The following is a 24,389-nucleotide window of genomic DNA, read 5'->3' as shown; positions in this document are numbered from 1 at the left end:
GACAGTGTCACGCGGGCATGACAGCGTGCCGTGACTGCGGAGCGGTCAAAAGCGTCTGCGGAAGCCCAGCTCGAAGGGGAAGTAGGCGCGGCGGAGAACGGCGTCGGGACGAGGATACTCCCCCTCCTGGGTCATGTTGCCGATGTAAAAGGCCACGCTCATGCCGCTGCGCAGGAAGAAGTCGGAGGCCCGGGTGACCGGAATGGCGACCGAGACGAGCAGCTCGCCGGTTCCGCCCCAGCTCGGGGGGTACAAATCGAAGTTTGGTATCCAGGAGTGGCCGATCCCGAGGCCGAGCGTCGCGGCGATGTCCACGCCACTGCGGGTCGTGCCGCCGAGCGAAAGGAGCCCGGAGATTCCGAGCTCGTGTGAGAATGTCTGCCAGTCCCTGTACCAGTGGGTGTTCGTGTCCTGGACGCTTTCGTATCGCAGTCCGACGCCCACGCGAACGAGGCCGTAGCTGCGCATGTAATCGGCCGAGAGCCCGAAGAGCAGAGGCTCGTTGGCGGAGGCGAAGTAATCGCCCCCTCCGTCCGTAAAACCCACCGCCTCGCCGAAGTAAAGGGGCGTGAGGCCGATGGTCGCCGACAACGAGTGCTCACGCGGCTCCGCGGCGGACGCATGGAAAGCCATCGAGGTCACGAGGAGCGCTGAAGCGAGGGACGTCGAGAGGCGAAGCGTGGTCGTCATGCGGACGGGAAAAGCAATGTCGATGCCACGAGGTGTTTTCGTGGCTTGGCGAGGAAGGCGCGAGCCTTCGGCGCGGCGCGCCTCCCGGCGGCAGAGGACACGTGGATCAGGGATGTTGCCGGCCCGCTACATGTTGCCCGCCGCCACACGCCGGGTCCGCTTGAAGCAAGCGAAGAAGAATTATGCCGGGGGAGGGGGCGCCGAGGTCCTGGGAGGTGGCTCGGCGCTACGTGCCTGTGGTGGGACCGTGAACGTCAACGGCGCGAGGATTTGGACACGCGCCGTCGCGACCGGGCATAAGCCATCGCCGCGCTCGCGAGACCCAGAATGCCCGCGGCTCCGGGGTTCGATGAGCTCGATTCGGCCCGACAAGCACAACCGCCTTCGAGGCCGTCGGTGCCGCCGCCGCCGATACCGCCGCCGCCGGTGCCACCGCCACCGATGCCACCGCCGCCGCCACCGCCGCCGCTTCCGCCGGCTCCACCCGAGCCCGCGGGCGAAGACGATTCCTCGCAGGTCTTCGTGCTCGGATCGCAGGTGTCGCCACTCTGGCAATCAGCGTCCGTGCGGCAACCGCCGCACTGGACGGCGCCGTTCAGGTCCACGCAGAATGGGGTTTCGCCGCCGCAAGGCGAGCAGCTCGACCCGCAGGCTTTGTCCGTGTCGCAAGGCGCGCAGAGCGCCGCGTCATTGCAGTACTGCCCGGCGTCGCAGCCGTTGTTGCCGGCCTGGTTGACGAACTGCCGCTCGCATTGCTTGCAGGCGCCGAGATCCGGGTTCGAGGGGTTGCCCTTCAGCGTCTGGAAAAACGAGGTCGCCGGGAAAAGCGTGAATCCCTCGTCGTTGAGCTTGACGACGGGCGGCGCGTTGGCCGCTCGCTCGAAGTCCTCGAAGTCCCCTACGAAATACGAGATCTCGAGCGCGGCGTGCTCCTTGAGCTGGGTGTAGAGAATCTCGATCGGGTAGAGCCCCGGGGTCGAGAAGTTGACCTCGTTCGTCACGCGCCATGTCGCCGCGCCGAACTCGGGGGGGCGGACGACGACGGGATATGCATTGAGTGCCTTGTCGTACACCGTGAGACTGACGGCGTCGTCCGTGTACACCCCGAAGTGGATGGGCTTGTTCACGAGGTCGGCCGTGACGTTGAAGTAGCCGCGCATGCGCGAGGCGAAGGACGTCGTCGCGTCGTTGACGAAGAAATCGCACCCACCTGTCTTGCAATCCGGCAGCGCGGCGTCGATGAAATCGCCGTAGCTCACCTGGAGCCCGGACGCGTTGTTGTTGGACAGATCGAAGAGCGATCGGATCACGTACTCGACGCGATCGGCCGCGTGCGCGTCGATGAACGTGTCGACCGCCCCCGTGAAGTTCTCGGGGCTCAGGAGGCCGAAGTCCACTGTGGGGTTCGTCGCTATCGCCGACGCGGCGCACAGGCCCGTACCTTCGCCGACGATGGCGTCCGCGACGCCCTCCGGCACGGTGACGGGCTCCGCGTGAGCCGCAGCCGGAGCGAGAGCGAGGCAGACCAAGGAACCCCCAAGTAACCGTTTTACCTGCATGATATCACCATTAAGGATGTGCCGCACTGTGCGTGCACAGTCGGGACCCTAACACAGGTGGAGCAAGCGGGACAAGAAGCGAATCGCCGGGGCGCGCGGCAGCACGATTCTCGCGCGCAGGGCAATGGGAGGAGCGGAGAGGCTGCGAGATTCGCTTCCCTGTTCTCGAGCTACCCGGCGATGGTCGGCACCGCTTCGCGCATGGCCTCCAGGAACACGCGCAGCCGGGCCGGGTAGAAGCGCGCATAGGGATAGACCAGGTGGACGGGCAGCCGCGGCGCTTCCCACGCGGGTGCCAGGTGCAAAAGTCGCCCCTGCTCCAGATCGTCGGTCACCATCCACGCAGAGACGATGCCTGCCCCGAGCCCCGAGAGCATCGCGTTGCGTAGCGCATACAGGCTATCGGTGCTCAGGCGGGGCCGGATCACAAAGCGGCGCGTGACGCCATCGGCCTTTCGCACCAGCGCCACTTCGTTGCGATAATAGGTCTGCAGCGCAAGCCATGGCAGCGCCGCGAGATCGTCCGGCTGCCGCGGAAGCGGCCGCTCGCGGAACAAGTCCGGGGCGGCCACGACGATGCGCGGCACCTCGGCCAAGCGAACGGCCACCACGGAAGGATCGTCCACCGCGCCGACCTGCACGGCGCAATCGATGCCCTCGGCAATGAAATCGGGACGCCGATCGTGGAGCAGCCATTCGACCGTGACAAGCGGATGACGCTTCAGGTACGCCGTCAACGGCGCGATGAGCTGCTGCTGCCCGAATGCGTGCGGAACCAGGACCCGTAAATGGCCTTCCGGCGCGTCCTTGGCCCCGCGCAGGTCGGCGGTCATCGCCTCCCAGCGATCCAGGAGCGTCTTGGCATGCGCGAAGCAGCGCGCGCCATCGTCGGTGAGTTTCATGACGTGGGTCGAGCGCTGCAGCAGCTTGAGGCCCAGGGAGCGCTCGAGCGCCTGCAGGCGCCGGCTCACGGTGGGCTGGCTGGTCCCCAGTTGCGCGGCCGCGGCCGAGAGGCTGCCGGCCTCGACGATGCGCACGAAGGTCTGCATCAGGCCGATCCGGTCCATGCCGGTCATGTCTGGGTTGGTCATACGCGCAGCGTATATCAAGTCTGCGCCCGAGGCAGCTACCACGTCTTCGGAGCGGCTTGTACGATGGCCTCAGGTCAACCGAAGAGGCGTCCACCATGGCATCCATTCAGGTCACGCATGTCACCGTCACCGCCCCTGCCCAGGGCGGGCTCTCCCGCTCGCTCGTGCTTCTGCTGGCCACCGGCGCCGGACTGAGCGTTGCGTCGCTCTATTACAGCCAGCCGATGCTGGGGGTGCTCGGCCCGGACCTCCAAGCTGGCGACTGGCTTCTGGGCCTGGTGCCCACGTCGACGCAACTGGGGTATGCCCTGGGGATTCTGCTGCTCGCCCCGCTCGGGGATAGATACGATCGGCGCAGCATCATTCTGGTCAAGGCAGCGCTGCTTTCGCTTTCACTGCTGCTCTGCGGCTTCGCCCCGGGGATTGGCTGGCTGCTCGGGGCCAGCTTGGCCGTCGGGCTGACGGCGACGCTGGCGCAGGACATCGTGCCGGCTGCCGCGACGCTGGCGCCGGAATCGCAGCGCGGCAAGGTGGTGGGTACGGTGATGACCGGCCTGCTTTTGGGCATCCTGCTGTCGCGCGTGGTCAGCGGCTTCGTGGCCGAGCATTTTGGCTGGCGCGCCGTGTATACGGCGGCCGCGGGCGCCATGGCGTTGATCGGCGTGGTCGCCTGGCAGGGATTGCCGCGCTTTGAGCCCACGACCCAGCTAGGCTACCGCGCCTTGATGGGTTCGCTGGTTGCGTTATGGCGCCGTTATCCGGCGTTGCGGCAGGCGACGCTCGCGCAGGGATTGCTGGCGCTCGGTTTTGGTGGCTTCTGGTCGACGCTGGCGGTCATGCTACACGGCAGCTTCCACCTGGGCAGTGCCGCCGCCGGCGCTTTTGGGCTGGCCGGCGCGGCCGGCGCGCTGGCCGCACCGCTGGCCGGGCGTTTGGCCGACCGACGCGGACCGGAGCTCGTCACGCGTCTTGGCGCAGGGCTGACCGCGGTTTCGTTCGCGACCATGGTGCTTTCACCGCTGCTGCCGGCCTCGGCGCAACTGGGCCTGATCGTCGTCGCCGCGATCGGCTTCGATTTCGGTGTTCAGGCGACGCTGGTCGCGCACCAAACCCTGGTGTATGGCATCGAACCCGGCGCGCGCAGCCGTCTGAATGCGCTGCTGTTCACCGGTATGTTCATCGGCATGGCTGGGGGCGCCGCGCTCGCCAGCTTGGCACTGGCGCAATGGGGCTGGATGGGCGTCGTCGCGCTGGCGACGGCGACTTCGACCGCCGCGCTGGTCGTGCGGATGGTACGTCGAGCGGCGACGGCGTGAACCGGCTCAATCGCTGTTGGGCCACGTTGCTCACGCGGCGATGCGCTCAAAGGTACGCGTTGGGAGAATCGAAATGCAACCCCGACATGAACGCGTCCACGAGCCCCCAGCCCTCGAGGTAGCCGTCGTACGCCTCCGTCTCGACCCACTGCCCCTCACGCCATTCGAACTTGGATTCCCAGTCGCGCCCGAGCCACCGGTATCCGATGTACAGCGCGCCGCGCTCCGCGAAGACGGTCGTGCCGCCGTCGCCGCCCATGATGCTGGTCACCCAGTCCCTTGACCATACACGCCACACGTCGTGCAGCGCGGCTTTCATGGCCTCGGCGTCGCCGGGGTGCTCCGCGCTGGTCTTGCGCACGGCCTCCTCGACGAGGCGCCTGGTGTCTTCTTCCGATATCAGGGGTCTCGTGCGGTTCATGTTGTCCCTCCCGACCACGGAAGTACATTTCTCATACACCATCCAGGTCTACAACACAAACCTGGAACGAGAATGACCCTTTCGCCCGGGTGGCTGTGAACCTCTATTCATAGTTGGAGAGCATTCTCCGCGGAATGAATTGCTGGCACGTTGTGTGCATGGCGCGGGCCCGCTTCCTTCCAGGAGGATAAACGTGCGTGCAATTTCTTCGGTATTGGTGACCCTGCTCCTCGTCGGGTGCAGCGATCAGGCAACGAACGATCCACCGAATACGAGCTACGGCCCTGGTGGATGCCCTCTGGTCACGTTCAACGAGGGCGTGGACGAGAGCGCGGTGAACGGTATCGTCGCGGATGAGAGCGGCGTCTACTGGACCCGCGATGACTCGGTATGGCGAGCGGATCCGGGCGGCACGTCGCCGAAGCGCCTCGCGCAGGGATTCAATCTGGCGTACACGCTGGCCATGGATGACGAGGCGCTGTACGTCGTGGATTACGCCGAGAAGCTCGTGCGGATGAACAAGGACGGCAGCGGGGCGGTGGTCCTCGCACAGGATTCGATCAGCGTGGTCGCGGTGGATGAGAGCAGCGTCTATTTCACGTCGACGGCAGGCCTCTTCCGGACGCCCAAGGACATGTCCAAGGTCGAATCCCTCGCGTCGATTTCGGGCGCGGGCTCCATCGCGGTCGACGACGCGTTCGTCTACGTGCGCACCATCGGCAACGCGGACGACCTCTCGGGCCGCACCGTGCGCGTGCCCAAGGCAGGCGGCGAGATCGAGGAGATCGCGCCTCCCACCACCGTCACATACCATATTTTTTTCCACGAGCTCGAGGTGGACGGGACGAACGTCTACTGGGTCGAGCCCTCGGCCGGCACGCTGATGAAGGCCCCCAAGGCCGGTGGCACGCCGGTCGTGCTGGCCAAGGACCTTGCCGATCCCGTGAGCCTCACGCTGGACGGCGATGACGTCTACGTCACGCTGCGCAGCAAGGATGGCGGCTCGCTCGACGAGCGCGGCGTCATTCGTGTACCCAAGGAGGGCGGCGACGTGGCCAATGTGGCGCGCGGCCCGCAGATAAGCGCGTTCGACGTGGCGGTCGATGCCACGCACGTGTATTGGACCGCCCGGGTGGCGGGCGCAGGCGTCACCATGAGCTGCAAATGATGCAAGACGAACGCTGAGGTGTACCACGTCTGGGCGATCCCGGAAGGGCCCGGCTACTCGAAATGTGCGAAGCTTGAGCCGTGCCCCGCATCGCGCTGATCTCCGACCTCGACCGCGCCTTCGATCCCCACGCCGACCCTCGGAACGTGGCCATGATCAAGCGCCGCCACGCCTTCTGGACCGAGCTCGCACGCCTGCAAGGCTGGGACATCGCCATCCGTCACGCGAACGCGCTGGACGCGGGCGACGTGCGCGGCAGCGTGTGCTGGATCGATCTGCCCATGCTGCCGCGAGAGAGGTATCGGACCGTCTTCGATCGCGCCTTCGCCCTTCTGCCCGCGTGTGTCCTCGACCCTCCCGACGACGTGGAGCGGGTCCTCGGGCTCGATCGTTCGTACCCGGTCCTCGTGCGCGCCGGCATTCCCACGCCGCGGACGGCCTTTTTGCCGGTGGACGACGCATGCGCCGCGGCCATCGATTCACCAGCGGCCGTGCGTAACCTGTTGACCGAGACGATCTACAATGCCCTCTTCGATGCGGAGATCGAGCCGCATGAAGGCATCTTCATTCGTGGCTTCTACACGTCGACCAAGTCGACCAACCCGGAGCATTACTTCGGCAGCAACCAGGCGGACATCGAGGCGACCGTCTTCGAAGTGATCCGCCGCCTGCGCGTATCTCTCGACGTCGGCGGCCTCGCATTGCGCGAGCATCTCGAGCTCGAGCGGATCGAGCTGCCGGCGCTCCCGGGCGCGCGTGATGCCGTTCGTGTACCCTTCGAGGTGCGGCTCACGGTGCTGTGCGGTCGCGTCCTGATGGCCAGTTATCATGGCCCGTTCGAGGTTCTCGCCGACGAACCGCGGCGCGCCCTCGAAAGCGCGCTTGCCGATCGCCGTGAAATCGTTGTCGACGCCGTGCGCTCGCTCGCGCCGGCCCTGCTCGGGGCGGATTTTCCGCCAAGTTACGTGGCGGATCTCGCCTTCGTTCGTGGTGGGGGGCCGGTGGTGCTCGAGCTCAACCCGCTTTATGCGGCGGGCTACAATGTGCCCGCCGCGCACGCTTTGATCGTCGCGGCGCGGGGCGCCGATCTGGCGCGTCGTGCTGGGTATGCCGCGTCGACGTGGCCCGAGATCCTCGATTCTGCAGCGGAGCTCGTCGGCGAGCCTGTCGAGCAGAGCTCGGCGGTTTGGCTACTCGATGATGACCCGTGAGAATCAGTCGAACCCGCCGAAATCCCCGCCGAAGTCGTCGCCCCCGAAGTCGCCGCCCCCGAAATCGTCGCCTCCGCCGTCCTCGTGGCCGACGTCCCCGCCGTCCCCCGTATCTGTGGAATCGGCCTCCGCGAGCCCAGGGTTTTGCGAGACGTCCGCGGCCGATCCGACATGCGCTCCGGACGGGTTCACCACGTGGATCATCGGTGCATGCATCATGTGCATGAACGACGAGATCAGCATGACGTCGAGCATCATCCCCATCGGGCTCGGGTAATACCGCGCGTAAGGGTCGTAGGCCGGGTTCGAAGGTTCGAGCCTCGTCTCCTGCTCCGGCTCGCGCGACGGCCGCACGACGAGCGCCTCGGCGCGCTTTTGCGAGATGATCGCCTCGGGCATCGTGGCCCGCAAGGCGTCCTCGAGGCGCGTGACGAACGATTCGAACTGCAGCCGCGCGCCCTCGAGGCGCGTCGTGTCCGTGACGAGCGGCGCGACACGATTTCGGTATTCCTCCGCGGACTCGCCGCGCCTGGGTTCGAGATCCTGGAGGCGGCCGCCGATCGAGACATACGCCGAGGGCTCTCCCGCGTGGTGCTCGGTGAACGCGCGCGTCTCGACGAGCAGGTGCAAGCCGGCCTCCTCATGCTCGAGCGCCAGCCTTAGCTCGCGGAATCCACTGCCGAAGAGCGATGTGTGGTCCGACATCGCGATCATGAGATCCGGCAGATCCCCCGCCTTGCCGTCCGTGTCCTGAAAAACGACGGTATCGTCGACCACGAGCGACACGGCGTTGTCGAACCCCAGGCTCACGAGCGCGCGCTTGATCGCGTCGACGAGCGAGCTCGCCTCGAACGCCACGCGCACGCGGTCCGTGGCGAGGCCCGGCGAGCCGCCGAGCCGTTGCTTGATTTTCTCCCAGACGCTCGGCTCCCGATGGATGACCTCGCCCCGGAGCGTCACGTGGATCTGTCCGACGAGCCTCATGAAGGGAAGTCTAGACACGAATCACGAGCCGTCACGCCGCTCCTGCACGGTTGTCTCGGCTCGCTTGCTCATGGGGCTCACGGATCCCGGAAAATCGCCACCGATGCGATCCCGTCCGCTCCCATGGTTCCGCGGTACATCCCCTTCGAATTGAACGGCATGGCCACGTTTCCCTGTGCGTCCATGGCGATGATGCCTCCCTCGCCCCCGGCCTTCACCAGGATGTCCATGACCACCCGATCCGCCGCCGCCCCGAGCCCCATTCCCGAATACTCGACCCGGGCGCACACGTCGCGAGCCACCGTGTACCGGATGAAATATTCCCCGTGCCCCGTCGCGGACACCGCGCAGCCCTCGTCCGCGTACGTCCCCGCGCCGATGATCGGCGAATCCCCGACGCGCCCGAACCGCTTGTTCGTCATCCCGCCCGTCGACGTCCCCGCCGCGAGGTGGCCCGCCTGGTCGAGCGCCACCGCGCCGACCGTGCCGAATTTGGAATCACGCCCCGCGGGGCTCTCCCAGAAGCTCTGTGGTTTGCCCTGCTGCGGCGGCGGAGGCGCCTTTTTCTCCGCCGCGAGGGCGCGCTGGAGCGCCTGCCAGCGCTCCTCCGTGTAGAAATAACTCTCGGGCACGAGCGCGAGCCCCTCTTGCTCGGCGAAGCGCTCGGCGCCCTCGCCAATCATCATCACGTGTGGTGATTTCTCCATCACGGCGCGCGCGAGCGCGATGGGGTTTCGCACGTGGCGTAGCCCCGCCACCGCGCCCGCCTCGCGCGTGTGGCCGTTCATGAGGGCCGCGTCGAGCTCGTTCGTGCCGTCGTGCGTGAAGACCGCGCCCTTGCCGGCATTGAAGAGGGGCGAATCCTCGAGGATACGAATGGCCGCCGTGACGGCGTCCAGGCTGCTGCCGCCCTTCGCGAGGATCCCGTGCCCTGCCTCGAGCGACGCCGTGAGAACCGCGCGTGTCTCGGCCTCGCGTTCGGGGGAGAGCGAGGCGCGATCCAGGACGCCCGCGCCTCCGTGAATGACGATTCCCCAGCGAGGCGCGGGGCGGGGGACGTCGGTTTTTTCGACGTCCGAGCGAGGGGTCGGCAAAACCGGCGAGCAGCCGAGCGACGTGAACAGGGCGCACATGGCAATGGCCGCGAGGGCGCGGCGGCAAACAGCAGGCATGCGTGGGTCTACACCATTCCCTACATATATGCAGCCACGGATCGGCCGGCGCCTGCGAGAGGGCCAGGACACGAATACCGCGGTTTTTCCAATGTATGGAAGGGGACCCCGCTTGACCCGGCTCCCACGCCCGTGCGATTTTTCTCCGAAGGGTCCGCCGACGAGCGGGCAAGGAGGGGTGGAGTCCTCGCCTCTTGACGCTGCGCACGACGTTCCTCGGCCTGACCCTCTCGGCGATGCTCCCCACTGCGGCGAGCGCGGCGCCCCCGCAGCCATGTACGCCGGCGCGCCTCGGGGCAAACGTCTCCGCCCAGCCTGAGGCATGGCGACGCGCCGTCGAGGACCTGGTCGCGGCGACCGGCACAGCGGGGCAGCCCTGGAGCTGTGTGGGCGGCGAGGTCGATCTGGTCGTCAGCACGGACGTGGCTCAGGTGACCGTCGTCGACGCGGACGGGCATACCGTCACGCGCGAGGTCGAGTCGCCGGACGAAGTCGGGCCGCTCGGCGAGGCGCTCCTCGCCAAGCCGCTGCCTCCGAGCCCCGAGACGCCTTCCACGCCGCAGAAGGATCCGCAGCCACGCGAACCGCGTGTGCTCTTGGGCATTGCCGTCGGGCCCCGGTACGCGGGGCCGGCGCATCGGATCTGGGGTGGGGTGACCCTCTCGGCAGCGGTGCCCTTCCGATCGTGGGGGGGTGGGGTTTGGATCCGTCAAGATGGTTTTTCAATGTCGTTTGTCGAGGGGCTGCCGCAGACGGCGGAGCTATGCATTGGCGCCTCGGCATTTCGCTCTTTTACCGTGGGATCCATCGAGCTCAGGCCCGCGCTTCGGCCTTCCCTCGCAGTGGTGTCGAGCGTGGTGCCGGAGGAGGAGCTCGAAGGCGACAAGAAGTTCGACCAGGATACGCGGCTTTATTTCCGGCTCGGCCTGGAGACGCAGGTCGTCGTCCCGATCTCCGGCGCGTTCCGTGCCGTGATCGCCGTCGACGGCGAAGTCGCGCCGAGCGGGCGCGCGTGGGCGTCGGTGCCTTTCCCGGGCTACACGCTCGGCCTCGGGGTCGGGCTCGAGGTGGCGATTCCATGACGACGCTCGCCCCCAAGCGTCTCTCGAATGCCCCCGCTCTCAGCGACGCGGAGCTGCTCGTTGCAATCGCCCAAGGCGAGCTCGGGCCGCTGGGCATTCTCTTCGATCGTTACCACGAACCCGTTCGCCAGTTCCTCCTGCGCGCCGCGCCCAATGCCTCGGACGTCGACGATCTCGTGCAGGAGACGTTTCTCACGGCGACCCGCGCGGCCGCCTCGTTCGACGGGCGTGCCTCGGCATTGCCTTTTTTGATGGGCATCGCCGTGCAGCTCCTCCGGCGGCGCAAGCGCACGTTCGCGCGGCTGCGCGCGCTCTACGATGCCTTTTGCGCGGCCCCCACGGCGTCTCGGCCGAGCCCGGAGGAGCACGTGAACCAGGCCGAGGAGGAGGCGCTCCTGCAGGCGGCCATCGCGCGCCTCTCCGACGAGAAGCGGATCGTGCTGGTGATGGTCGAATACAATGGCATGTCCGGTCCCGAGGTCGCGCAGATCCTCGGCACGCCGGTCGGCACGGTCTGGCGGCGCCTGCACGAGGCGCGGGCCGAGCTTCGGCGAACGCTGGAAAGGGGGATGCGATGACGTCTACGGGCTGCCCGTGGATGAATCTCGTAGAGGCCCTGCGTGACGGGCGGCTCGGCCCGCAGGAGGCGGCGTCGATGGAGCGCCATCTCAAAGGCTGCGCCGTGTGCACGGGCCTCGCGCGCGACCTCCATCGAATCGGAGATGCCGTACGCGCGCCACGCGATCGGGTGACGCCGCTTTCGCACCAGCGCGCGCGTGTGGGCATTCTGGAGCGCGCGACGGCGCTCCCGACCCCAGGTGCCTCGTTCGAAAAGACGCGGCTTCTGCTCGCGGCGGCGACGCTGACCATGGCGGTGGCGCTCGGATTTTTCGGCGGGAAGTGGAGCGCCGCGACAAACCGGATCGAAGCCGCGCAGCACATGACCGCGCCGCCGCGCCTGCAAGGGGCGTCCGAGCCGCAGTTGCGCCCGTCGGACGATGCCCGCTTCACGCGCAATCGAAGCGCGGGGCTCGACGAGGTGATCCTCGAGGACGGCGCCCTCGATGTGGCGCAAAATCAGCTCGGCGCGGGGGAGCGGTTCGTCGTGCGCACGAAAGACGCGCAAATCGAGGTCCGCGCGACCACGTTTCGGGTCGAGGCAAAGGAGGGCCGGATCCTCCGCGTGGCCGTGGAGCAAGGCACGGCCGAGGTCCAGTATGCGGGATTCACGGCGGTGATTCCGGCAGGTGGATCCTGGCGGGCGACGGACGAGGCGTTCGAAAAGGAAAAACCCGTCGAGAAGGCCGCGCCGGACACCACGTCGTCCGCGGTCGTCCCGAGCGCGCCTGCCAAAGAGAAAACGTCGTCGCGCGCCGCGGTCGTGCGCGGAAACGGACGACCGCCCGAGCGCTTCCCGGAAGCCCCGAGCGAATCTGCCTCGGAAGAGAGCCCCGAGGCAGCGACGCCGCCTTCCGCGCCTACGTTCGTGCCTCCGCCGCCGGCGCGCGTCCCTTCGGCCGCGTCGCGCGCGTTTGCCGACGCGATGGATTCACTCCGTCGGGGCGATTACGCCGCCGGCGCCGACAAGTTCGAGTGGTTCGTCTCGACGTACCCGGCGGATGCGCGGGCGGACGAGGCGGATTATCTGCGAGCCGTCGCACTCCAGCGCGCGGGCCGTACCGCAGAGGCCGTTGCCGCTGCCAAGCGATACCTCGCCACGCGGCCGAAGGGGGCGCATCGCGCCGATGCGCAACGCATGGCAGGAAACTGACGCGGCTTTTTGGCGAAGGGTTCGGCGCGGAGCGGGCAAGGAGGTGGGCGGGGGGAGACGGACGAGGCGACCCACATGTCGAGCAAGCGCCCTGAAGGTCATCCACTCTGCCTGCTGGTTCGTGGTCCAAATGCATGGCCTCGTCGGAGGGATCGAACGGCTCGTCGGATCGAAGTCCCCGGGCCCCGGCCGCGCGTGCATCTTGCGCACCGAGAACTTCGGCAAACCACCCGCCTGAAATCGAACGTGCCTGGCTGCGCCGCTGCCAAGGATCGAGGAGAGCCGTGAGAGAACGCCCGCAGACGATTCGCCCCGCCACCGGCAAGCTCGCCGTATTGCTTCCCGGCCTCGGCGCCGTGGCCACCACCTTCATCGCCGGCGTGCTCCTCGCCCGCAAGGGGCTCGAAAAGCCGATCGGCTCGCTCACGCAAATGGGCACCATTCGCCTCGGCAAACGCACCGAGGACCGCTCCCCGCTCGTCCGCGAGGCCTTCCCCTTGGCATCGCTCGACGACCTCGTGTTCGGCGCCTGGGACATTTTTCCCGATAACGCGCTCGAGGTCGCGCGGCACGCGGAGGTGCTCGAAGCGCGGCACATCGACGCGGTCGCCGCGGAGCTTGCGCAGATCGAGCCCATGCGCGGCGCCTTTTACCCGGAATACGTGCGCCGCCTCCACGGCACGCACGTCAAGGCGGCCCGGTCCAAGGCGGAGATGGTCGAGCAGGTCCGTGAAGACATCCGGCAGTTTGTCCGCCGCCATGGGGCCGAGCGCGCCGTGGCGATCTGGTGCGGCAGCACCGAGGTCTTCATCGCCCCCGGCGCGGTGCACCAGAGCATTGCGGCGTTCGAGGCGGGCCTCGCCGCGGACGATCCGAGCATTTCGAGCTCCCAGATCTATGCCTGGGCCTGCCTCAAGGAGCGGGTCCCCTTCGCGAACGGGGCGCCCAATCTCTGCGTCGATTTCCCCGCCGCTTGGCAGCTCGCGCGGGAGATGGGCGTGCCCATCGCGGGCAAGGACTTCAAGACGGGACAAACGCTCATGAAGACCATCCTCGCCCCGGGGCTCAAGGCCCGCAGCTTGGGATTGCAGGGGTGGTTCTCCACCAACATCCTCGGCAATCGTGACGGCGAGGTGCTCGACGACCCGAACAGCTTCAAGACGAAGGAGGTCTCCAAGCTCGGCGTGCTCGAGCAGATCCTCCAGCCCCAGCGGTATCCGGACCTTTATGGCGAGATCTACCACAAGGTCCGTATCGAGTATTACCCGCCGCGCGGCGATGCCAAGGAGGGCTGGGACAACCTCGATATCTTCGGGTGGCTCGGTTACCCGATGCAGATAAAGGTCAACTTCCTCTGCCGGGACTCGATCCTCGCGGCGCCCATCGTGCTCGATCTGGCGCTTTTGCTCGACCTCGCGGCGCGCGCGTCGATGCGCGGGACGCAGGAGTGGCTGAGCTTCTATTTCAAGAGCCCGATGACGGCGCCGGAGCTCTACCCGGAGCACGACCTCTTCATCCAATCGATGAAGCTCAAGAACACGCTGCGGTGGATGATCGGCGAGGAGCTCATCACCCACCTCGGCAACGAGTACTACGACTGATCCCGTCGGTGACGTGGCGAGGCGAGCGATGAAGCTGCGGCCGAGGGGCGACGGGAGCACGTGGGCGTGGGCGTCCCTCGGGGGCGCCCCGCTCCTGCTCCTGCTGATCCATACGACGCTGGGGCTCCGGCCCGAGCATTTCGTCTTCGTGGGCATGTTCGTGGCCCTCGTCTGGACCGGGCCGCGCGCGCGGCGCTTCGCGGCGATCGCCGCGCCCTTCGTGTTCACCGGGCTCGCCTACGATTTCCTGCGCCTGTTCATCCACCTGCGCGGGGAGATCCACGTGGCCGATCTTTTCGAGGCCGAGCGCGCGCTCTTCGGCGTGAGCACGAGCGCGGGGAAGGTGCCGATTTCGGAGCTCGTCGCGCATGCGACGCACCCGGCGCTCGATGCGCTCACCGGCGTCGTGTACCTCCTCTATCTGATCCAGGTCTTCGCGGTCGGGGCGTACCTGTATTTTCGTGATCAGGAGCGCATGCAGCGGCTTTCGTGGGGGTTCGCGGCCGCGAGCCTGCTCGGCTGGATCATCTGGATCGCCTGGCCCGCGGCGCCGCCTTGGTACGTCGACCTTTACGGCGCAGGTCCCGCCGTGCTCGACGCGCCCTCGAATCCGGCGGGGGGGGCGCGCTTCGACGCCCTGTTCGGCGTCCACATCTTCCACGCGTTTTATGCCCGCAGCTCCAACGTGTTCGGGGCCATGCCCTCGCTGCACGTAGGGTATGCCGTGCTGCCTGCGCTCGCCTCGTGGTCGCTGGGCGGCCGGCTGCGCGTGTTCACCATTGCTTGGGCCGCGCTCATGGCGTTCTCCGCCATGTACCTCCGGCACCATTACATCCTCGACATCCTTGCCGGCGCCGCGGTGGCCCTCGCCGCCGATCGCGCGGTCCTCTTCGCGCAACGCGCATTGCTCGATCCGGCGCCACGCAAGGGCGGCGCCGCCCCGGAGGTCTCGGTATGAACCCGCTCTCCGACTTGCTTACCGGCAGCCTCTCGGCCGCCCAGCGCATCTGGACCGCGGCCGCGCCTGCGCTGCTGCTCATCGCGTACGCGCTGATCGGCCTCGCCGCCTATGCGGTGCGCACCCTGGCCTTTGGCCGCTTCCACGACGAGGAGGCCGACGGCCGCGGGCTCGGCGGGCTCACCACCGCGCGTGCGCGCCACTTCTTCGCCTGGCTGATGCGCCCGTTCTGGCAGGGGCTCGCCGCCGCCGGGGTGCCTGCCAACGCCATCACCACACTGGCGGTGGGCCTCGCGGCGGGCGGGGGCGTCGCCATCGCGGCGGGCCGCTTCGCGCTGGGCGGATGGCTCTACGTCAGCGCGGGCGCGCTCGATTACCTGGACGGGCGGGTCGCGCGCGCCACCGGGCAGGCCTCGCCAAGCGGCGCCGCGCTCGACTCGGTCCTCGATCGCTACTGCGAGTCGGCCGTGCTCGTGGGCCTCGCCTGGTACTACCGCGAGAGCTGGGTGCTCTTGCCCTGCTTGTTCGCGCTCACCGGCTCGCTCTTCGTCCCGTACGTGCGCGCCCGCGGCGAGGCGCTCGGCGCCACCATGAAGGACGTGGGCTTCATGCAGCGCGCCGAGCGCATCCTCGTGCTCGGCCTCTCGGTCGCGCTGAGCCCCATCCTGGAGGCCATCGTCTCGCCGGAGGACCCGCGCCCGCCGCACTGGATCGCGGCCGCCGGCGTCACCCTCATCGCGCTCACCTCGCACGCGACCGCGTTCCAGCGGCTCGCCTTCCTGGTCCGCGCGCTCGGCGGCAAGTTGCCACGCGACGACCGCCGGGCGCTGCCGCGCGCCATCGCCGTGAGCGCGCTCGCCACGGCGCTCGACTTCGTGGTGGTGCAGGTGCTCGTAATCGGGACCGGCGCGCCGCCGCCGCTCGCCACGGGCGCGGGTTGCGTCGCGGGTGGGGTCGTGGCCTTCACCCTCTCGCGCGCGTGGGCCTTCGAGGCCGACGCCGGCCCGCGAGCCAGCCAGGCCGCGCGTTTCGTGTTCGTCTCCGGTTCGAGCGCTGCCCTCAACGCCGGCGGCGTCGCCGTGCTCCTCCTCTTGCCCTCCATGGACGACCGCATCGCGTGGGCTCTCACGCGCCTCGTCGTCTTCGCGACCTGGAACTACCCGCTGCTGCGCAACCACGTGTTCCCGGTCGCGCCCGCCGCGAACGAAACGAACGACGCGGTTCCCCTGAGTGGCCCGAGGGAGCGTGATGTCAGCCGCGCCTGATCACGACGGAGACGCGCGCCTCGGCTCCGTGCCCGCCGCCATCCGCGCCGTCCTCGCGCGCGTGGCGGTGGCCGCCTTTCGACACGCCGCCCTCGCCATCGTGCTGGTCGCCCTCGCCGCCGCGCTCGGCACCTGGTCCGCCGGCCGGCTCAAGCTCGACCCCGACATCACCCAGCTCCTGCCGCCGAGCTACCCGAGCGTACAAGGCATCGAGGCGCTGCGGGCGCGCTTCGGCGGGGTGGGGTACGTGGTGCTCCTCGTCGAGGGCGGGGATCAGGCCGCGCGGCGGCGCTTCGCGGACGAGATCGCGCCCCGCCTCGAAAAGCTCGAGACGGTGCAGTACGTCGATCACCGCTTCCCGGCGGAGTTTTTCGAAGATCGTGGCCTCTACTTCGCGGACCCGGCCGACCTCACGGCGCTCCGGGATCGCCTCGCGGCGCGCCAGCGCTGGGAGATCGAGCGCTCCTACATCGACCTCGACGACGAGCCGCCTCCGGTCGAGGTCGCGGACCTCGAAGCCAAGTACCGCAAGCGCCTCGAAGACAACGGCGGCGCGCGGCGCGGGCCGTACCACGAGGACGAGACCGGCAGCACCCTGGCCATCCTCGTCCGCCCGACCCGACTGGCCTCCGACCTCACCTTCGCGAAGCAGGTCGTCGCCGACGTCGAGCGCGTGCTCCGCGAGGCCGAGCCCACGGCCTACGCGCCGGACCTCCGCGTCGAGCTCACTGGCCGGTACCCGAAGCGTGTCGACCTCCAGGCGGTGCTCGGGAGCGACCTCGCGCTGACCTCCGCGCTCGCGCTCGGCCTGGTCGTCGCCTACCTGGCCTTCCATTTTCGACGCCTGCTCGCCATCGGCCTGGTGCTCGCGCCGCTCTACGCGGGCCTCGCGCTGGCGTACGGCGCCGCGGGCGCGCTCTTCGGAACGCTCAACATCCTCACCGCCTTCATCGGCGCCATCCTGGTCGGCATCGGCATGGACCACGGCGTCCACCTCCTCGGCCGCTACGAGGAGGAGCGTCGCGCCGGCGTGGCCGAGGAGGAGGCGATCCGTCGCGCCTTCGGCGAGGCCGGTCGCGTCTCGCTCGCCGCCGCGCTGACCACCGCCGCGGCGTTCTGCTGCCTCACCTGGACCGACTTCCGCGCCTTCCGCGAGTTCGGCCTACTCGCCGCGCTGGGCACGCTCCTCGTCCTGCTCGCCTACCTGACGTTGCTTCCCGCGCTGCTCGGCGTGCTCGCGCGCCACGCTCCACGCCTCTCGCCCGTGCGCGCCGGCGTGGCGCTCCCCGGCGTGCGCTTCATGCACCGCGCGGCCCCGGCGCTCTTCGGCGGCCTCCTCGTCGCGTGCGCCCTCGCGCTCACCCAGCTCCCCCACGCCCGCTTCGACGCCGACTTCTCCCACCTCGACGACGCCGACCTGCCGAGCTTCCGCCGCGACCGCGAGGTGAACGCGTTGCTCGGCCGCTCGCAGACTCCACTCGTGGTGCTCGCCCGCAGCGAGGTCGAGGCGCGTGACGTCTCCGCCGCCGTGCGCGCGCGCATGACTGCGCTTGGCCCCGACGCCACCATCGGCCTGACCGCCACGCGCGCCGACTTGCTCCCGGCGGGCCAGGAGGCGAAGCGCCCGCTTCTGCGCGAGATCGCCAAGATCACCTCCCGGATCCGCCCCGAGAGCCTCGACGAGGAAACGCGCGGCCGACTCGAGCGCCTCCGGCGCATGGCCGCGGCCGAGCCCTTCGGCCCTGCCGACCTACCGCCCGCGCTGCGCCATACCTTCGAGCCCAAGCCCGGCGCCGACCCCGTGCACTTCGTGCTGCTCTACCCCACGGTGAGCATGGCCGACGCCGCCGCGATCAAGCGGCTCGCGGCGCAGCTCCGCCGCATCGATCTGCCTGGCGGCGAGGTGCGCGCGGCCGCCGGCGAGCCGATGGTGCTCGCCGACATGCTCGAGACGATCGAGCGCGACGCCCCGCGTATCCTCGTGACCACCGGCGTGCTCGTCTTCCTTGTACTGTACTTTACTCTCGGCCGTCTCCGGCTCGCGCTGCTCGCGCTCGGGCCGGCTCTGCTCTGCCTTGTGGTGACGATCGCGCTGCTCCCCGTCTTCGGCGCCGAGCTGAATTACTTGAACATGATCGTGCTGCCGATCCTTCTCGGGATCGGCGTGGACGACGGCGCGCACCTGCTCGCGCGCGTGGACGCGGGCGAGTCGCTCGAAAAAGTGTGGCAACACACTGGTTGGGACGTCGCCGGCGCCATTCTCACCGACGGCTTTGGCTTTGGCGTGCTCGCGCTGGCGACGCACCCGGGCCTTGCCAGCGTTGGCAAGCTGTCGCTGCTTGGCCTCGGCGTGAACCTCGTCGCCTGTGTGGTGCTGCTCCCGGCCTTGCTCGCGCTGCTCCCCTCCTGGAAGGCGCTGCCCCGCGTCGCCGACGCCGCCGAACGCCCTTCCGAGCCCTCGGCGGCGCCGCCTCGGCAAGCCGGGTCCTGACCCTCACGAAAGCGTTCCAAAGCGTCGAGCCCGCCACCGGCGGGGACCGGTGCGGGCTTCGACGTCGCGGCTATGCTTGCAAGGTCGCTCAGACGAGCATCAGCTCGCGCTCGGACCCATCCTCGTATCGAACCAGGAGCTTGCCCTTGTCTTCGCGCGCCGTGGTGAGCAGCGCGTCATACAGGGTCAGCGCCCGCCGAATCACCTCGGTGAGGCTGTCCGCCTCGCTCATTTCCTGCACGCGCTCGAGCCGCTCTCGCACGCGCTTGGGAACTTCCAGGTTGAGCCGAACTTTTTCGTCTTTGCTGGCCATTCTCGCCATGTCTTTTCCCTCGTGCAATGGCCTCGACGAACACGAAGGACACTGCCATTGCTAGAATGCCGCCATAGGGCAACAAGCAGGTCGTCCTCGAGACCCCCAGGATGACGTAGGCGATGACGGAAATCACGATCACCAAGCAGGCCGGCCCGAACCGCGCCGCCATCCGCAAGGCAATCGAGATCGTTCCCTGACGGGTCGTCGGCATTCCTACGAGCTCGTCGTAAAAGCCTTTCGCCTCCTGCAACCTCCGCTCTATGTCGCGGCTCTCGCCCATGACTGACCTCTGCCCGGACGACGAGGTCAGCCTCTCTTGGCTTCACCCGTAGTCCGTGTCCCCGCGTTTCAATTTCTTGCGCCCCGTACTCTCCCTCCCGTCGATCCCGAGCGAGAATACTCCCCCCGTCATGCTTTGCTTCATGGTCCATTCCTCGTGCTCGGATACATCCTCGATCTCGCAGCGAGATCCGTCCGCGTGTATTTCCAGCTCCCGTGACGACCGATGACATGATCACACCCTGCCGGCAGAGAGCGCGTGGCTCTCGCGACGATGACGTATCGATGACGGGTAAATACGTAGGCCATGCGTACCGTCAAGCGCCGATGGGTCACGAAGAAATTCTGCACGCAGAAATGAGGTGGCGGCCGCGCAAACACACCCGCGAGGGTTGGCTGTGCGGGCCCTTCCAATGACGGATGCCTCGCCAGCACAAGGGCAACGCACTCGCGATCTACGCTCTGTCGCGTCGGGAAAGGGCCTGGTAAAGTCATCATCTCGGGAGATGTGATGACGAAAGAGACGGAAACCGTCGAGAGGTTGACGGTCGAGAATGATGCGCTGCGCAAGCGCGTGGCCGAGCTCGAGGAGACCGTCCGGCAACGAGATCGGGTCATGCAGACGGTCATCGACCACATCCCGGCGCTCATCTTCGTGATGGATCTCGAGGACACGTACAGTCACACCAACCAATCCTGCGCGATTTTCATGGGCCGGAAGGAGGTCTCCGAGATCGTCGGGCACAACGCCAGGGAGTTCTTTCCTCCCGAGGTATTCGATTCCTGGCGGGAGAACAATCGCCTCGTCGCCGCGAAGGGCGAAGCCATCGTGGCAGAGGAATCTGGCCCGAGGGAAGACGGCATTCACTTCTACCAATCCATCAAGTTCCCCGTACGCGACAGCGAGGGGACCATTCGCTGGATCGGCGGCATCGCCACGAACGTGACGGCCGAGCGCCGGGCCGACGCGCGGCTGCGCGAGAGCCAGGCGCACGCACAGGCCATGCTCGACGCGTCGACGGACCTGCTCCTGCTCGTGGACCTCGAGGGCGTGGTCGTCGTGGCCAATCAGGCGGCCGCGGGGCGGCTTGGATGCACCCCGGCGGAGGTGGCCGGGATGCGCGACGTGTTCCCGCTCGACGAGCCAGCCCGTCGGGCCTCTTTGGTGGAGGAGATACGGCGCACGGGCACGCCTGCGCACTTCGACGCCGCGCGTGACGACCGCTGGTTCGAGGTGACCGCGTATCCGGTGCAGAGCGGTGACGGACCACTCGCGCGCCTCGCGATTTATGGGCGCGACGTGACCGAACAGAGGCGCGCCGCGCAGGAGCAGCGGCGGCTCCAGGAGCAGGTCATCGAGGCGCAGCGCCTGGCCATCCAGGAGATCGGGACGCCGCTCGTCCCGCTCACGAACGCGGCGGTGGCCATTCCGCTGATCGGGGCCATCGACGAGGTGCGCGCCGCGCATTTCGTGGAGACGATGCTGCGCGGGGTGGAGGAGCGCGGGGCGCATATCGTCGTCGTCGACGTGACCGGCGTGAATACGGTCGACACGCACGTGGCCGAGGTGCTCGTGCGCGCCGCGCGGGCGGCGAAGCTGCTCGGCGCGGAGGTGATCATGACGGGAATCCGGCCTGCCGTAGCCCAGGCGCTGGTCGAGCTCGGCGCCGATCTCGGCGGCGTGGTGACGCTCGCGTCGCTGCAGGACGGCATTGCCTACGCGGTGCGAGGAAAAGGACGGGCGTCCTCGCCTCGGCGCGGCGTCAGCTCATAACGACTCGCCCGGCCTCTCGACCGCTCCCTCCAGCGACTCGTTCACGGAAAGCACATCCATCCACCGATCCCAATTCGCCCTCGGGATGTCGCGCACGAGCCCCGCGACGGCATCCTGCCATCGACCTCTCATGGCAGGAAACACGCGACCGAGCAGGCCGAGCGCCTGGATTCCGAGGCCAGGGCCTTTGCATGCCACCGCCCGCTCCGCGAGCATCTCCACCTCTCCCACGTCCGCGGTCTCGCCGCATGCGATGGCGAGCGCGCGGGCCAGCATCGTCGCGAAGGGCCGTCCCATCCCGTGCCATACCGAAGCCGCCCGCTTCGCGAGCGCCGCGCCCTCGCCCTGCATTCCCGCGCGCATGGCCGCTGCGGCCTCGTTCAGACAAACCAGCGCTTCCAGGTCCAGCGCTCCTACACGGGCAATGGCGTCCACGAACTCGAGATCGGGACCCGGAAGCGTCCCCATTCGATATCGAGCCGCGCGAATCAACCATTCGGCGCGCCCTTCCCAGTAGGGGTCTCGGCATTGCGCTGCGAGCTCCCGCGCCTCCGTGGCGCGCTCGGCTGCCTCGGCGTGGCGAAATGCTTCCAGCAATGCGGAAGCGCTGTTGAGCATCAACGAAATGCGCCCCGTCTTCCACGGCTCGAGCGTCGCGGCCTGGGCATGGAGTGCCGCTGCTTCCTGAAAACGACCCTCGTGGTATCGCTGGAGCGCGCGCCCCTCGGCGAGGCTGAGCCGAGCGAGCGGATGAGCGCTCTCCTCCGCCCATGTCTCCACCTCCTCGAGCACCTCTGCGAGGAGCGAAGCCGACGCGCGTGCCGCCACCGCCGTGATGCGTATTCGATGCCGTCGCCGCTCGAGCTCCGGATCCTGGAACGGTTCGATGTCGTCCGCCATTTCGAGGGCATTGAGCCCGGCTGCGCACGGTGCAGCGAGCGCCGCGCGGAGCAAAGATTCGAGCCGCTCGAGCCCCGCACCGCGTGCATGTGCGCGCGTGAGCTCGTAGAGCACACGATCGAGCGCGCGCGGTGTGTACTGCGCGAAGGCGATCTTCGCCCATGTCGACAGGATTTCCACTTCTTCTTGTGCGGCGCCCTGTTCACGCGCTGCGCGGAGACCTTCGGCGAGCGCCGCCGCCGCGGCGCCCAGATCTCCTTCGACCGCGTATCGCCACGCGGCGACGGCTGCGTCTCGCGCGGCGTCTCGGGCGAGCCCCGCGGAGAGCAGGTGATGGAGCCGTCCCTCGTCGCCGGGCTCGAGGACGGCGGCGATGGCTCGATGCGCCTCTGCGCGTTGCTGCTCGTTCCAGGGCAAATCCACGCGCCCGCGCCCCTCGAAGCATTCGTGCCCGCGGCGCTTGGCTGCCCCGAGCGTCACGAGCGAATCACAAGCTGCCTCGATGCGCCAGGGCGCATATTGCATGACATGCGCGAGCTGCAAAATGGTCATGGGGCGACCGGCGAGCGAGAGCCAGCGCAGCGCCTCCTCGGCGTGCAACGTCTCGTCGAGGCCTTGCGCCGTCGTGGTCGCGCTCGGAATCACCACGAGCCCCGCGTCGAGCCGGCTCAGGGCGTCACGATCGACCGCGAAAAGCGGGCCCTCGCGGCGAGCGAGGCCGAGCCGCGTCCACGTGAGGAGCTCCGCCTCGATGCGCGCGGGAAGCCCGTCGGTCCGCGCCCACAACGCCCGCGCTGCGTCCTTCCGCAGATGAAATAGTTTGTCGGGGCCAGCGAAAAGCGGCGCGAGCGCGGCTTCATCGAGCGGCGGCACCTCCACGATCTCGCCTTCCGATATTCCGGAAGGCCGCGACGCGAAGGCGCGGACGATCACGCCCGGGCCCTTTCGATGCCGCGCAAGGATCGTTGCGGACCAGGGGTCGAGTTGCTCTGCGTCGTCGGCGAAGAGGACGGTTCGTTCGCCGAGTGCCCTCGACAGCGCGTCGTTTGCCCACGCGAGCACGCCTTCGAGCCGCAGCTCGGCTTCCCCGGGGGGTTCCCCCAGGAAGGGGAGGACACTTCCGAGCGGCGCCCGGGAAGGACGCGTCCACAGCACGGACCGACCTCCGGCCGCGAGCGCATCGGCCGCCTCGTGCATGCAACGCGATCGTCCCGAGCCGCGCGGGCCGATGATATCGACGGAGCGCCCTGCCTGCACGGCACCGACGACCTCGTGCACGGTACTTCGGCTCCCGAGCCACGGGAGCGTTGCGGAAGCGTTCATCGATTCGCCTCGAAGCGCTGCCAGCACCTCCGCAGCAGAGCCGAATCGATCCTCGATTCGTGTGGCGAGCAATCGATCGATGACCCGAGCCACGACGGCAGGCAGATCCGGAGCGAGCTCTTGCACGTGCAGTGCCGGCTTCATGAGGCGGGCACGCAGCATCGAAGGGACGTCCGGCGCTTCGTGGGGCACGCGGCCCGTGAGCGATTCGTAGAGCATCACGCCGATGGCGTACAGGTCCGTCCGCGCATCCACGGTACGACCGAGGATCTGCTCGGGCGCGACATAAAGCGGCGTGCCGACGAGCTGCCCGGCGCCCGTCAGGCGTTCGGAGCCCGTCGCCTGAAGCTGGGAAATGCCGAAGTCGAGCACGACGGGGCGCCCGTCGGGACGCACGAGGACATTTTCGGGCTTGAGGTCCCTGTGCACGACGCCGGCGGCGTGGACGTGCGAGAGGGCCGCAAGGAGCGCGAGCGTCGGACCCGCGAGGGTTTGCCATGCCATGCGGCGAGGCGTACCGGGGGGCTTCTCCGTGCCCGGGAACGGCCGGCCTTCGACGAGCTCCATCGCGAGGAAAGGCCTCCCGTCCGCGACGCCATCGTCGATGAGCCGCACGACGCCGGGAAAACGCAGCATGCGCAGCGTCGTGATCTCGCGCCGGATCCGGGCCAGCATGGATCCGTGGGCCACGCGCATCCACTTGAGTGCGACGCGCTCGCCGAGGATGCGATCGTCGGCGGCCCAGACGTCGCCGTGTGCGCCGCCGCCGATGCGTCGGACGAGCGTATAACGACCCTCGAGGATGCGTCCCGGTTCGTCGACGTTCGAGGCGTCGTCTTCGGAATGCTCTGGCGGATCGGCGGGGCAGGTGGACTCTATCAGCGCCGATTCTTCGGCCCGAGCCGCGACAAACGAGGCCTCCTCGAGAGGCTCGTTCTCCGTGTGCGTCGCGGCTGCATCGACCCCCGCCGGCATGCCCCGAGGGTACTTGCCTCGGGCGGTCGATGCAACGGGGGC

General features: G+C 68.3%; 19 protein-coding genes. 11 read left to right on the top strand and 8 right to left on the bottom strand.

Translation table 11 applies throughout. The features are described from left to right. Window positions 1-45 precede the first annotated feature (45 nt). From KEG57_RS13450 to KEG57_RS13440, 3 genes are all read right to left on the bottom strand, one after another. A complete protein-coding gene (locus KEG57_RS13450) occupies window positions 46-690 on the bottom strand; it encodes a hypothetical protein (protein WP_272458514.1) in 645 nt (214 codons plus the stop codon). A gap of 254 nt (window positions 691-944) precedes the next feature. Further along, on the bottom strand, window positions 945-2,219 hold the full coding sequence (gene traA / locus KEG57_RS13445; RefSeq protein ID WP_272458513.1) for an outer membrane exchange protein TraA family protein: 1,275 nt from the start codon (window positions 2,217-2,219) through the stop codon (window positions 945-947). A gap of 200 nt (window positions 2,220-2,419) precedes the next feature. Beyond that, entirely contained in the window at window positions 2,420-3,340 is a 921-nt protein-coding gene (locus KEG57_RS13440; RefSeq protein WP_272420165.1) for a LysR family transcriptional regulator, read from the bottom strand. Between the two features lie 95 nt (window positions 3,341-3,435). Between KEG57_RS13440 and KEG57_RS13435 the strand changes: the two genes are divergently transcribed. Beyond that, entirely contained in the window at window positions 3,436-4,656 is a 1,221-nt protein-coding gene (locus tag KEG57_RS13435; protein WP_272458512.1) for an MFS transporter, read from the top strand. Between the two features lie 46 nt (window positions 4,657-4,702). On the opposite strand, the gene KEG57_RS13430 is transcribed toward KEG57_RS13435, so the two are convergent. Continuing rightward, window positions 4,703-5,077, bottom strand: coding sequence for a hypothetical protein (locus tag KEG57_RS13430; protein WP_272458511.1), 375 nt, complete (start codon window positions 5,075-5,077; stop codon window positions 4,703-4,705). A gap of 193 nt (window positions 5,078-5,270) precedes the next feature. Here KEG57_RS13430 and KEG57_RS13425 point away from each other — a divergent pair, with 193 nt between their 5' ends. Both KEG57_RS13425 and KEG57_RS13420 read left to right on the top strand, forming a co-directional pair. Then, complete coding sequence (locus KEG57_RS13425; RefSeq protein WP_272458510.1) at window positions 5,271-6,245, top strand: TolB-like translocation protein; 975 nt, start codon at window positions 5,271-5,273, stop codon at window positions 6,243-6,245. Window positions 6,246-6,325: 80 nt separating this feature from the next. Further along, the gene (locus tag KEG57_RS13420) at window positions 6,326-7,456 is read left to right on the top strand and encodes an ATP-grasp domain-containing protein (protein ID WP_272420161.1); all 1,131 of its coding nucleotides are present in this window, start codon (window positions 6,326-6,328) and stop codon (window positions 7,454-7,456) included. 3 nt (window positions 7,457-7,459) lie between these two features. Here the strand turns inward: KEG57_RS13420 and KEG57_RS13415 are convergent, their stop codons facing one another. Further along, window positions 7,460-8,440: a hypothetical protein gene (locus tag KEG57_RS13415; protein WP_272420160.1), complete on the bottom strand. Its 981-nt coding sequence runs from the start codon at window positions 8,438-8,440 to the stop codon at window positions 7,460-7,462. A gap of 77 nt (window positions 8,441-8,517) precedes the next feature. Then, window positions 8,518-9,612, bottom strand: a complete 1,095-nt coding sequence (locus tag KEG57_RS13410) for an isoaspartyl peptidase/L-asparaginase family protein (protein ID WP_272420159.1) — start codon at window positions 9,610-9,612, stop codon at window positions 8,518-8,520. A gap of 194 nt (window positions 9,613-9,806) precedes the next feature. Here KEG57_RS13410 and KEG57_RS13405 point away from each other — a divergent pair, with 194 nt between their 5' ends. From KEG57_RS13405 to KEG57_RS13375, 7 genes are all read left to right on the top strand, one after another. Beyond that, window positions 9,807-10,694, top strand: coding sequence for a hypothetical protein (locus tag KEG57_RS13405; RefSeq protein WP_272420158.1), 888 nt, complete (start codon window positions 9,807-9,809; stop codon window positions 10,692-10,694). After that, on the top strand, window positions 10,691-11,272 hold the full coding sequence (locus tag KEG57_RS13400) for an RNA polymerase sigma factor (RefSeq protein ID WP_272420157.1): 582 nt from the start codon (window positions 10,691-10,693) through the stop codon (window positions 11,270-11,272). The genes KEG57_RS13405 and KEG57_RS13400 overlap by 4 nt, the downstream gene beginning before the upstream one ends. Before the next feature lie 20 nt (window positions 11,273-11,292). Continuing rightward, the gene (locus KEG57_RS13395) at window positions 11,293-12,465 is read left to right on the top strand and encodes a FecR domain-containing protein (protein ID WP_272420156.1); all 1,173 of its coding nucleotides are present in this window, start codon (window positions 11,293-11,295) and stop codon (window positions 12,463-12,465) included. Window positions 12,466-12,749: 284 nt separating this feature from the next. Beyond that, a complete protein-coding gene (locus KEG57_RS13390; RefSeq protein WP_272420155.1) occupies window positions 12,750-14,066 on the top strand; it encodes an inositol-3-phosphate synthase in 1,317 nt (438 codons plus the stop codon). 28 nt (window positions 14,067-14,094) lie between these two features. Then, window positions 14,095-15,024, top strand: coding sequence for a phosphatase PAP2 family protein (locus KEG57_RS13385; protein WP_272420154.1), 930 nt, complete (start codon window positions 14,095-14,097; stop codon window positions 15,022-15,024). Further along, window positions 15,021-16,289, top strand: a complete 1,269-nt coding sequence (locus KEG57_RS13380; RefSeq protein WP_272420153.1) for a GtrA family protein — start codon at window positions 15,021-15,023, stop codon at window positions 16,287-16,289. Before KEG57_RS13385 ends, KEG57_RS13380 begins: the two co-directional genes overlap by 4 nt. Then, window positions 16,273-18,780: an efflux RND transporter permease subunit gene (locus KEG57_RS13375; RefSeq protein ID WP_272420152.1), complete on the top strand. Its 2,508-nt coding sequence runs from the start codon at window positions 16,273-16,275 to the stop codon at window positions 18,778-18,780. The genes KEG57_RS13380 and KEG57_RS13375 overlap by 17 nt, the downstream gene beginning before the upstream one ends. An 88-nt stretch (window positions 18,781-18,868) precedes the next feature. On the opposite strand, the gene KEG57_RS13370 is transcribed toward KEG57_RS13375, so the two are convergent. After that, window positions 18,869-19,102, bottom strand: a complete 234-nt coding sequence (locus KEG57_RS13370; RefSeq protein WP_272420151.1) for a hypothetical protein — start codon at window positions 19,100-19,102, stop codon at window positions 18,869-18,871. 784 nt (window positions 19,103-19,886) lie between these two features. On the opposite strand from KEG57_RS13370, the gene KEG57_RS13365 reads away from it, so the two are divergent. Then, window positions 19,887-21,149, top strand: a complete 1,263-nt coding sequence (locus KEG57_RS13365; RefSeq protein ID WP_272420150.1) for a PAS domain-containing protein — start codon at window positions 19,887-19,889, stop codon at window positions 21,147-21,149. Here KEG57_RS13365 and KEG57_RS13360 read toward each other — a convergent pair. Beyond that, entirely contained in the window at window positions 21,144-24,347 is a 3,204-nt protein-coding gene (locus KEG57_RS13360; protein ID WP_272420149.1) for a serine/threonine-protein kinase, read from the bottom strand. The two genes, KEG57_RS13365 and KEG57_RS13360, sit on opposite strands and share 6 nt — an antisense overlap. Between the last annotated feature and the right edge of the window lie 42 nt (window positions 24,348-24,389).

The sequence above is a fragment of the Polyangium jinanense genome, assembly GCF_028435365.1.
Note: the sequence above shows the minus strand (reverse complement) of the source record. Positions and strands in the feature narration are given on the sequence as shown.

What these genes read in the sequence shown, in the direction of transcription:
- KEG57_RS13450 (WP_272458514.1), bottom strand. Translation starts at nt 690, where the DNA reads ATGACGACCACGCTTCGCCTCTCGACGTCCCTCGCTTCAGCGCTCCTC.
- KEG57_RS13440 (WP_272420165.1), bottom strand. Translation starts at nt 3,340, where the DNA reads ATGACCAACCCAGACATGACCGGCATGGACCGGATCGGCCTGATGCAG.
- KEG57_RS13435 (WP_272458512.1), top strand. Translation starts at nt 3,436, where the DNA reads ATGGCATCCATTCAGGTCACGCATGTCACCGTCACCGCCCCTGCCCAG.
- KEG57_RS13430 (WP_272458511.1), bottom strand. Translation starts at nt 5,077, where the DNA reads ATGAACCGCACGAGACCCCTGATATCGGAAGAAGACACCAGGCGCCTC.
- KEG57_RS13415 (WP_272420160.1), bottom strand. Translation starts at nt 8,440, where the DNA reads ATGAGGCTCGTCGGACAGATCCACGTGACGCTCCGGGGCGAGGTCATC.
- KEG57_RS13410 (WP_272420159.1), bottom strand. Translation starts at nt 9,612, where the DNA reads ATGCCTGCTGTTTGCCGCCGCGCCCTCGCGGCCATTGCCATGTGCGCC.
- KEG57_RS13400 (WP_272420157.1), top strand. Translation starts at nt 10,691, where the DNA reads ATGACGACGCTCGCCCCCAAGCGTCTCTCGAATGCCCCCGCTCTCAGC.
- KEG57_RS13395 (WP_272420156.1), top strand. Translation starts at nt 11,293, where the DNA reads ATGAATCTCGTAGAGGCCCTGCGTGACGGGCGGCTCGGCCCGCAGGAG.
- KEG57_RS13385 (WP_272420154.1), top strand. Translation starts at nt 14,095, where the DNA reads ATGAAGCTGCGGCCGAGGGGCGACGGGAGCACGTGGGCGTGGGCGTCC.
- KEG57_RS13380 (WP_272420153.1), top strand. Translation starts at nt 15,021, where the DNA reads ATGAACCCGCTCTCCGACTTGCTTACCGGCAGCCTCTCGGCCGCCCAG.
- KEG57_RS13375 (WP_272420152.1), top strand. Translation starts at nt 16,273, where the DNA reads ATGTCAGCCGCGCCTGATCACGACGGAGACGCGCGCCTCGGCTCCGTG.
- KEG57_RS13370 (WP_272420151.1), bottom strand. Translation starts at nt 19,102, where the DNA reads ATGGCGAGAATGGCCAGCAAAGACGAAAAAGTTCGGCTCAACCTGGAA.
- KEG57_RS13365 (WP_272420150.1), top strand. Translation starts at nt 19,887, where the DNA reads ATGACGAAAGAGACGGAAACCGTCGAGAGGTTGACGGTCGAGAATGAT.
- KEG57_RS13360 (WP_272420149.1), bottom strand. Translation starts at nt 24,347, where the DNA reads ATGCCGGCGGGGGTCGATGCAGCCGCGACGCACACGGAGAACGAGCCT.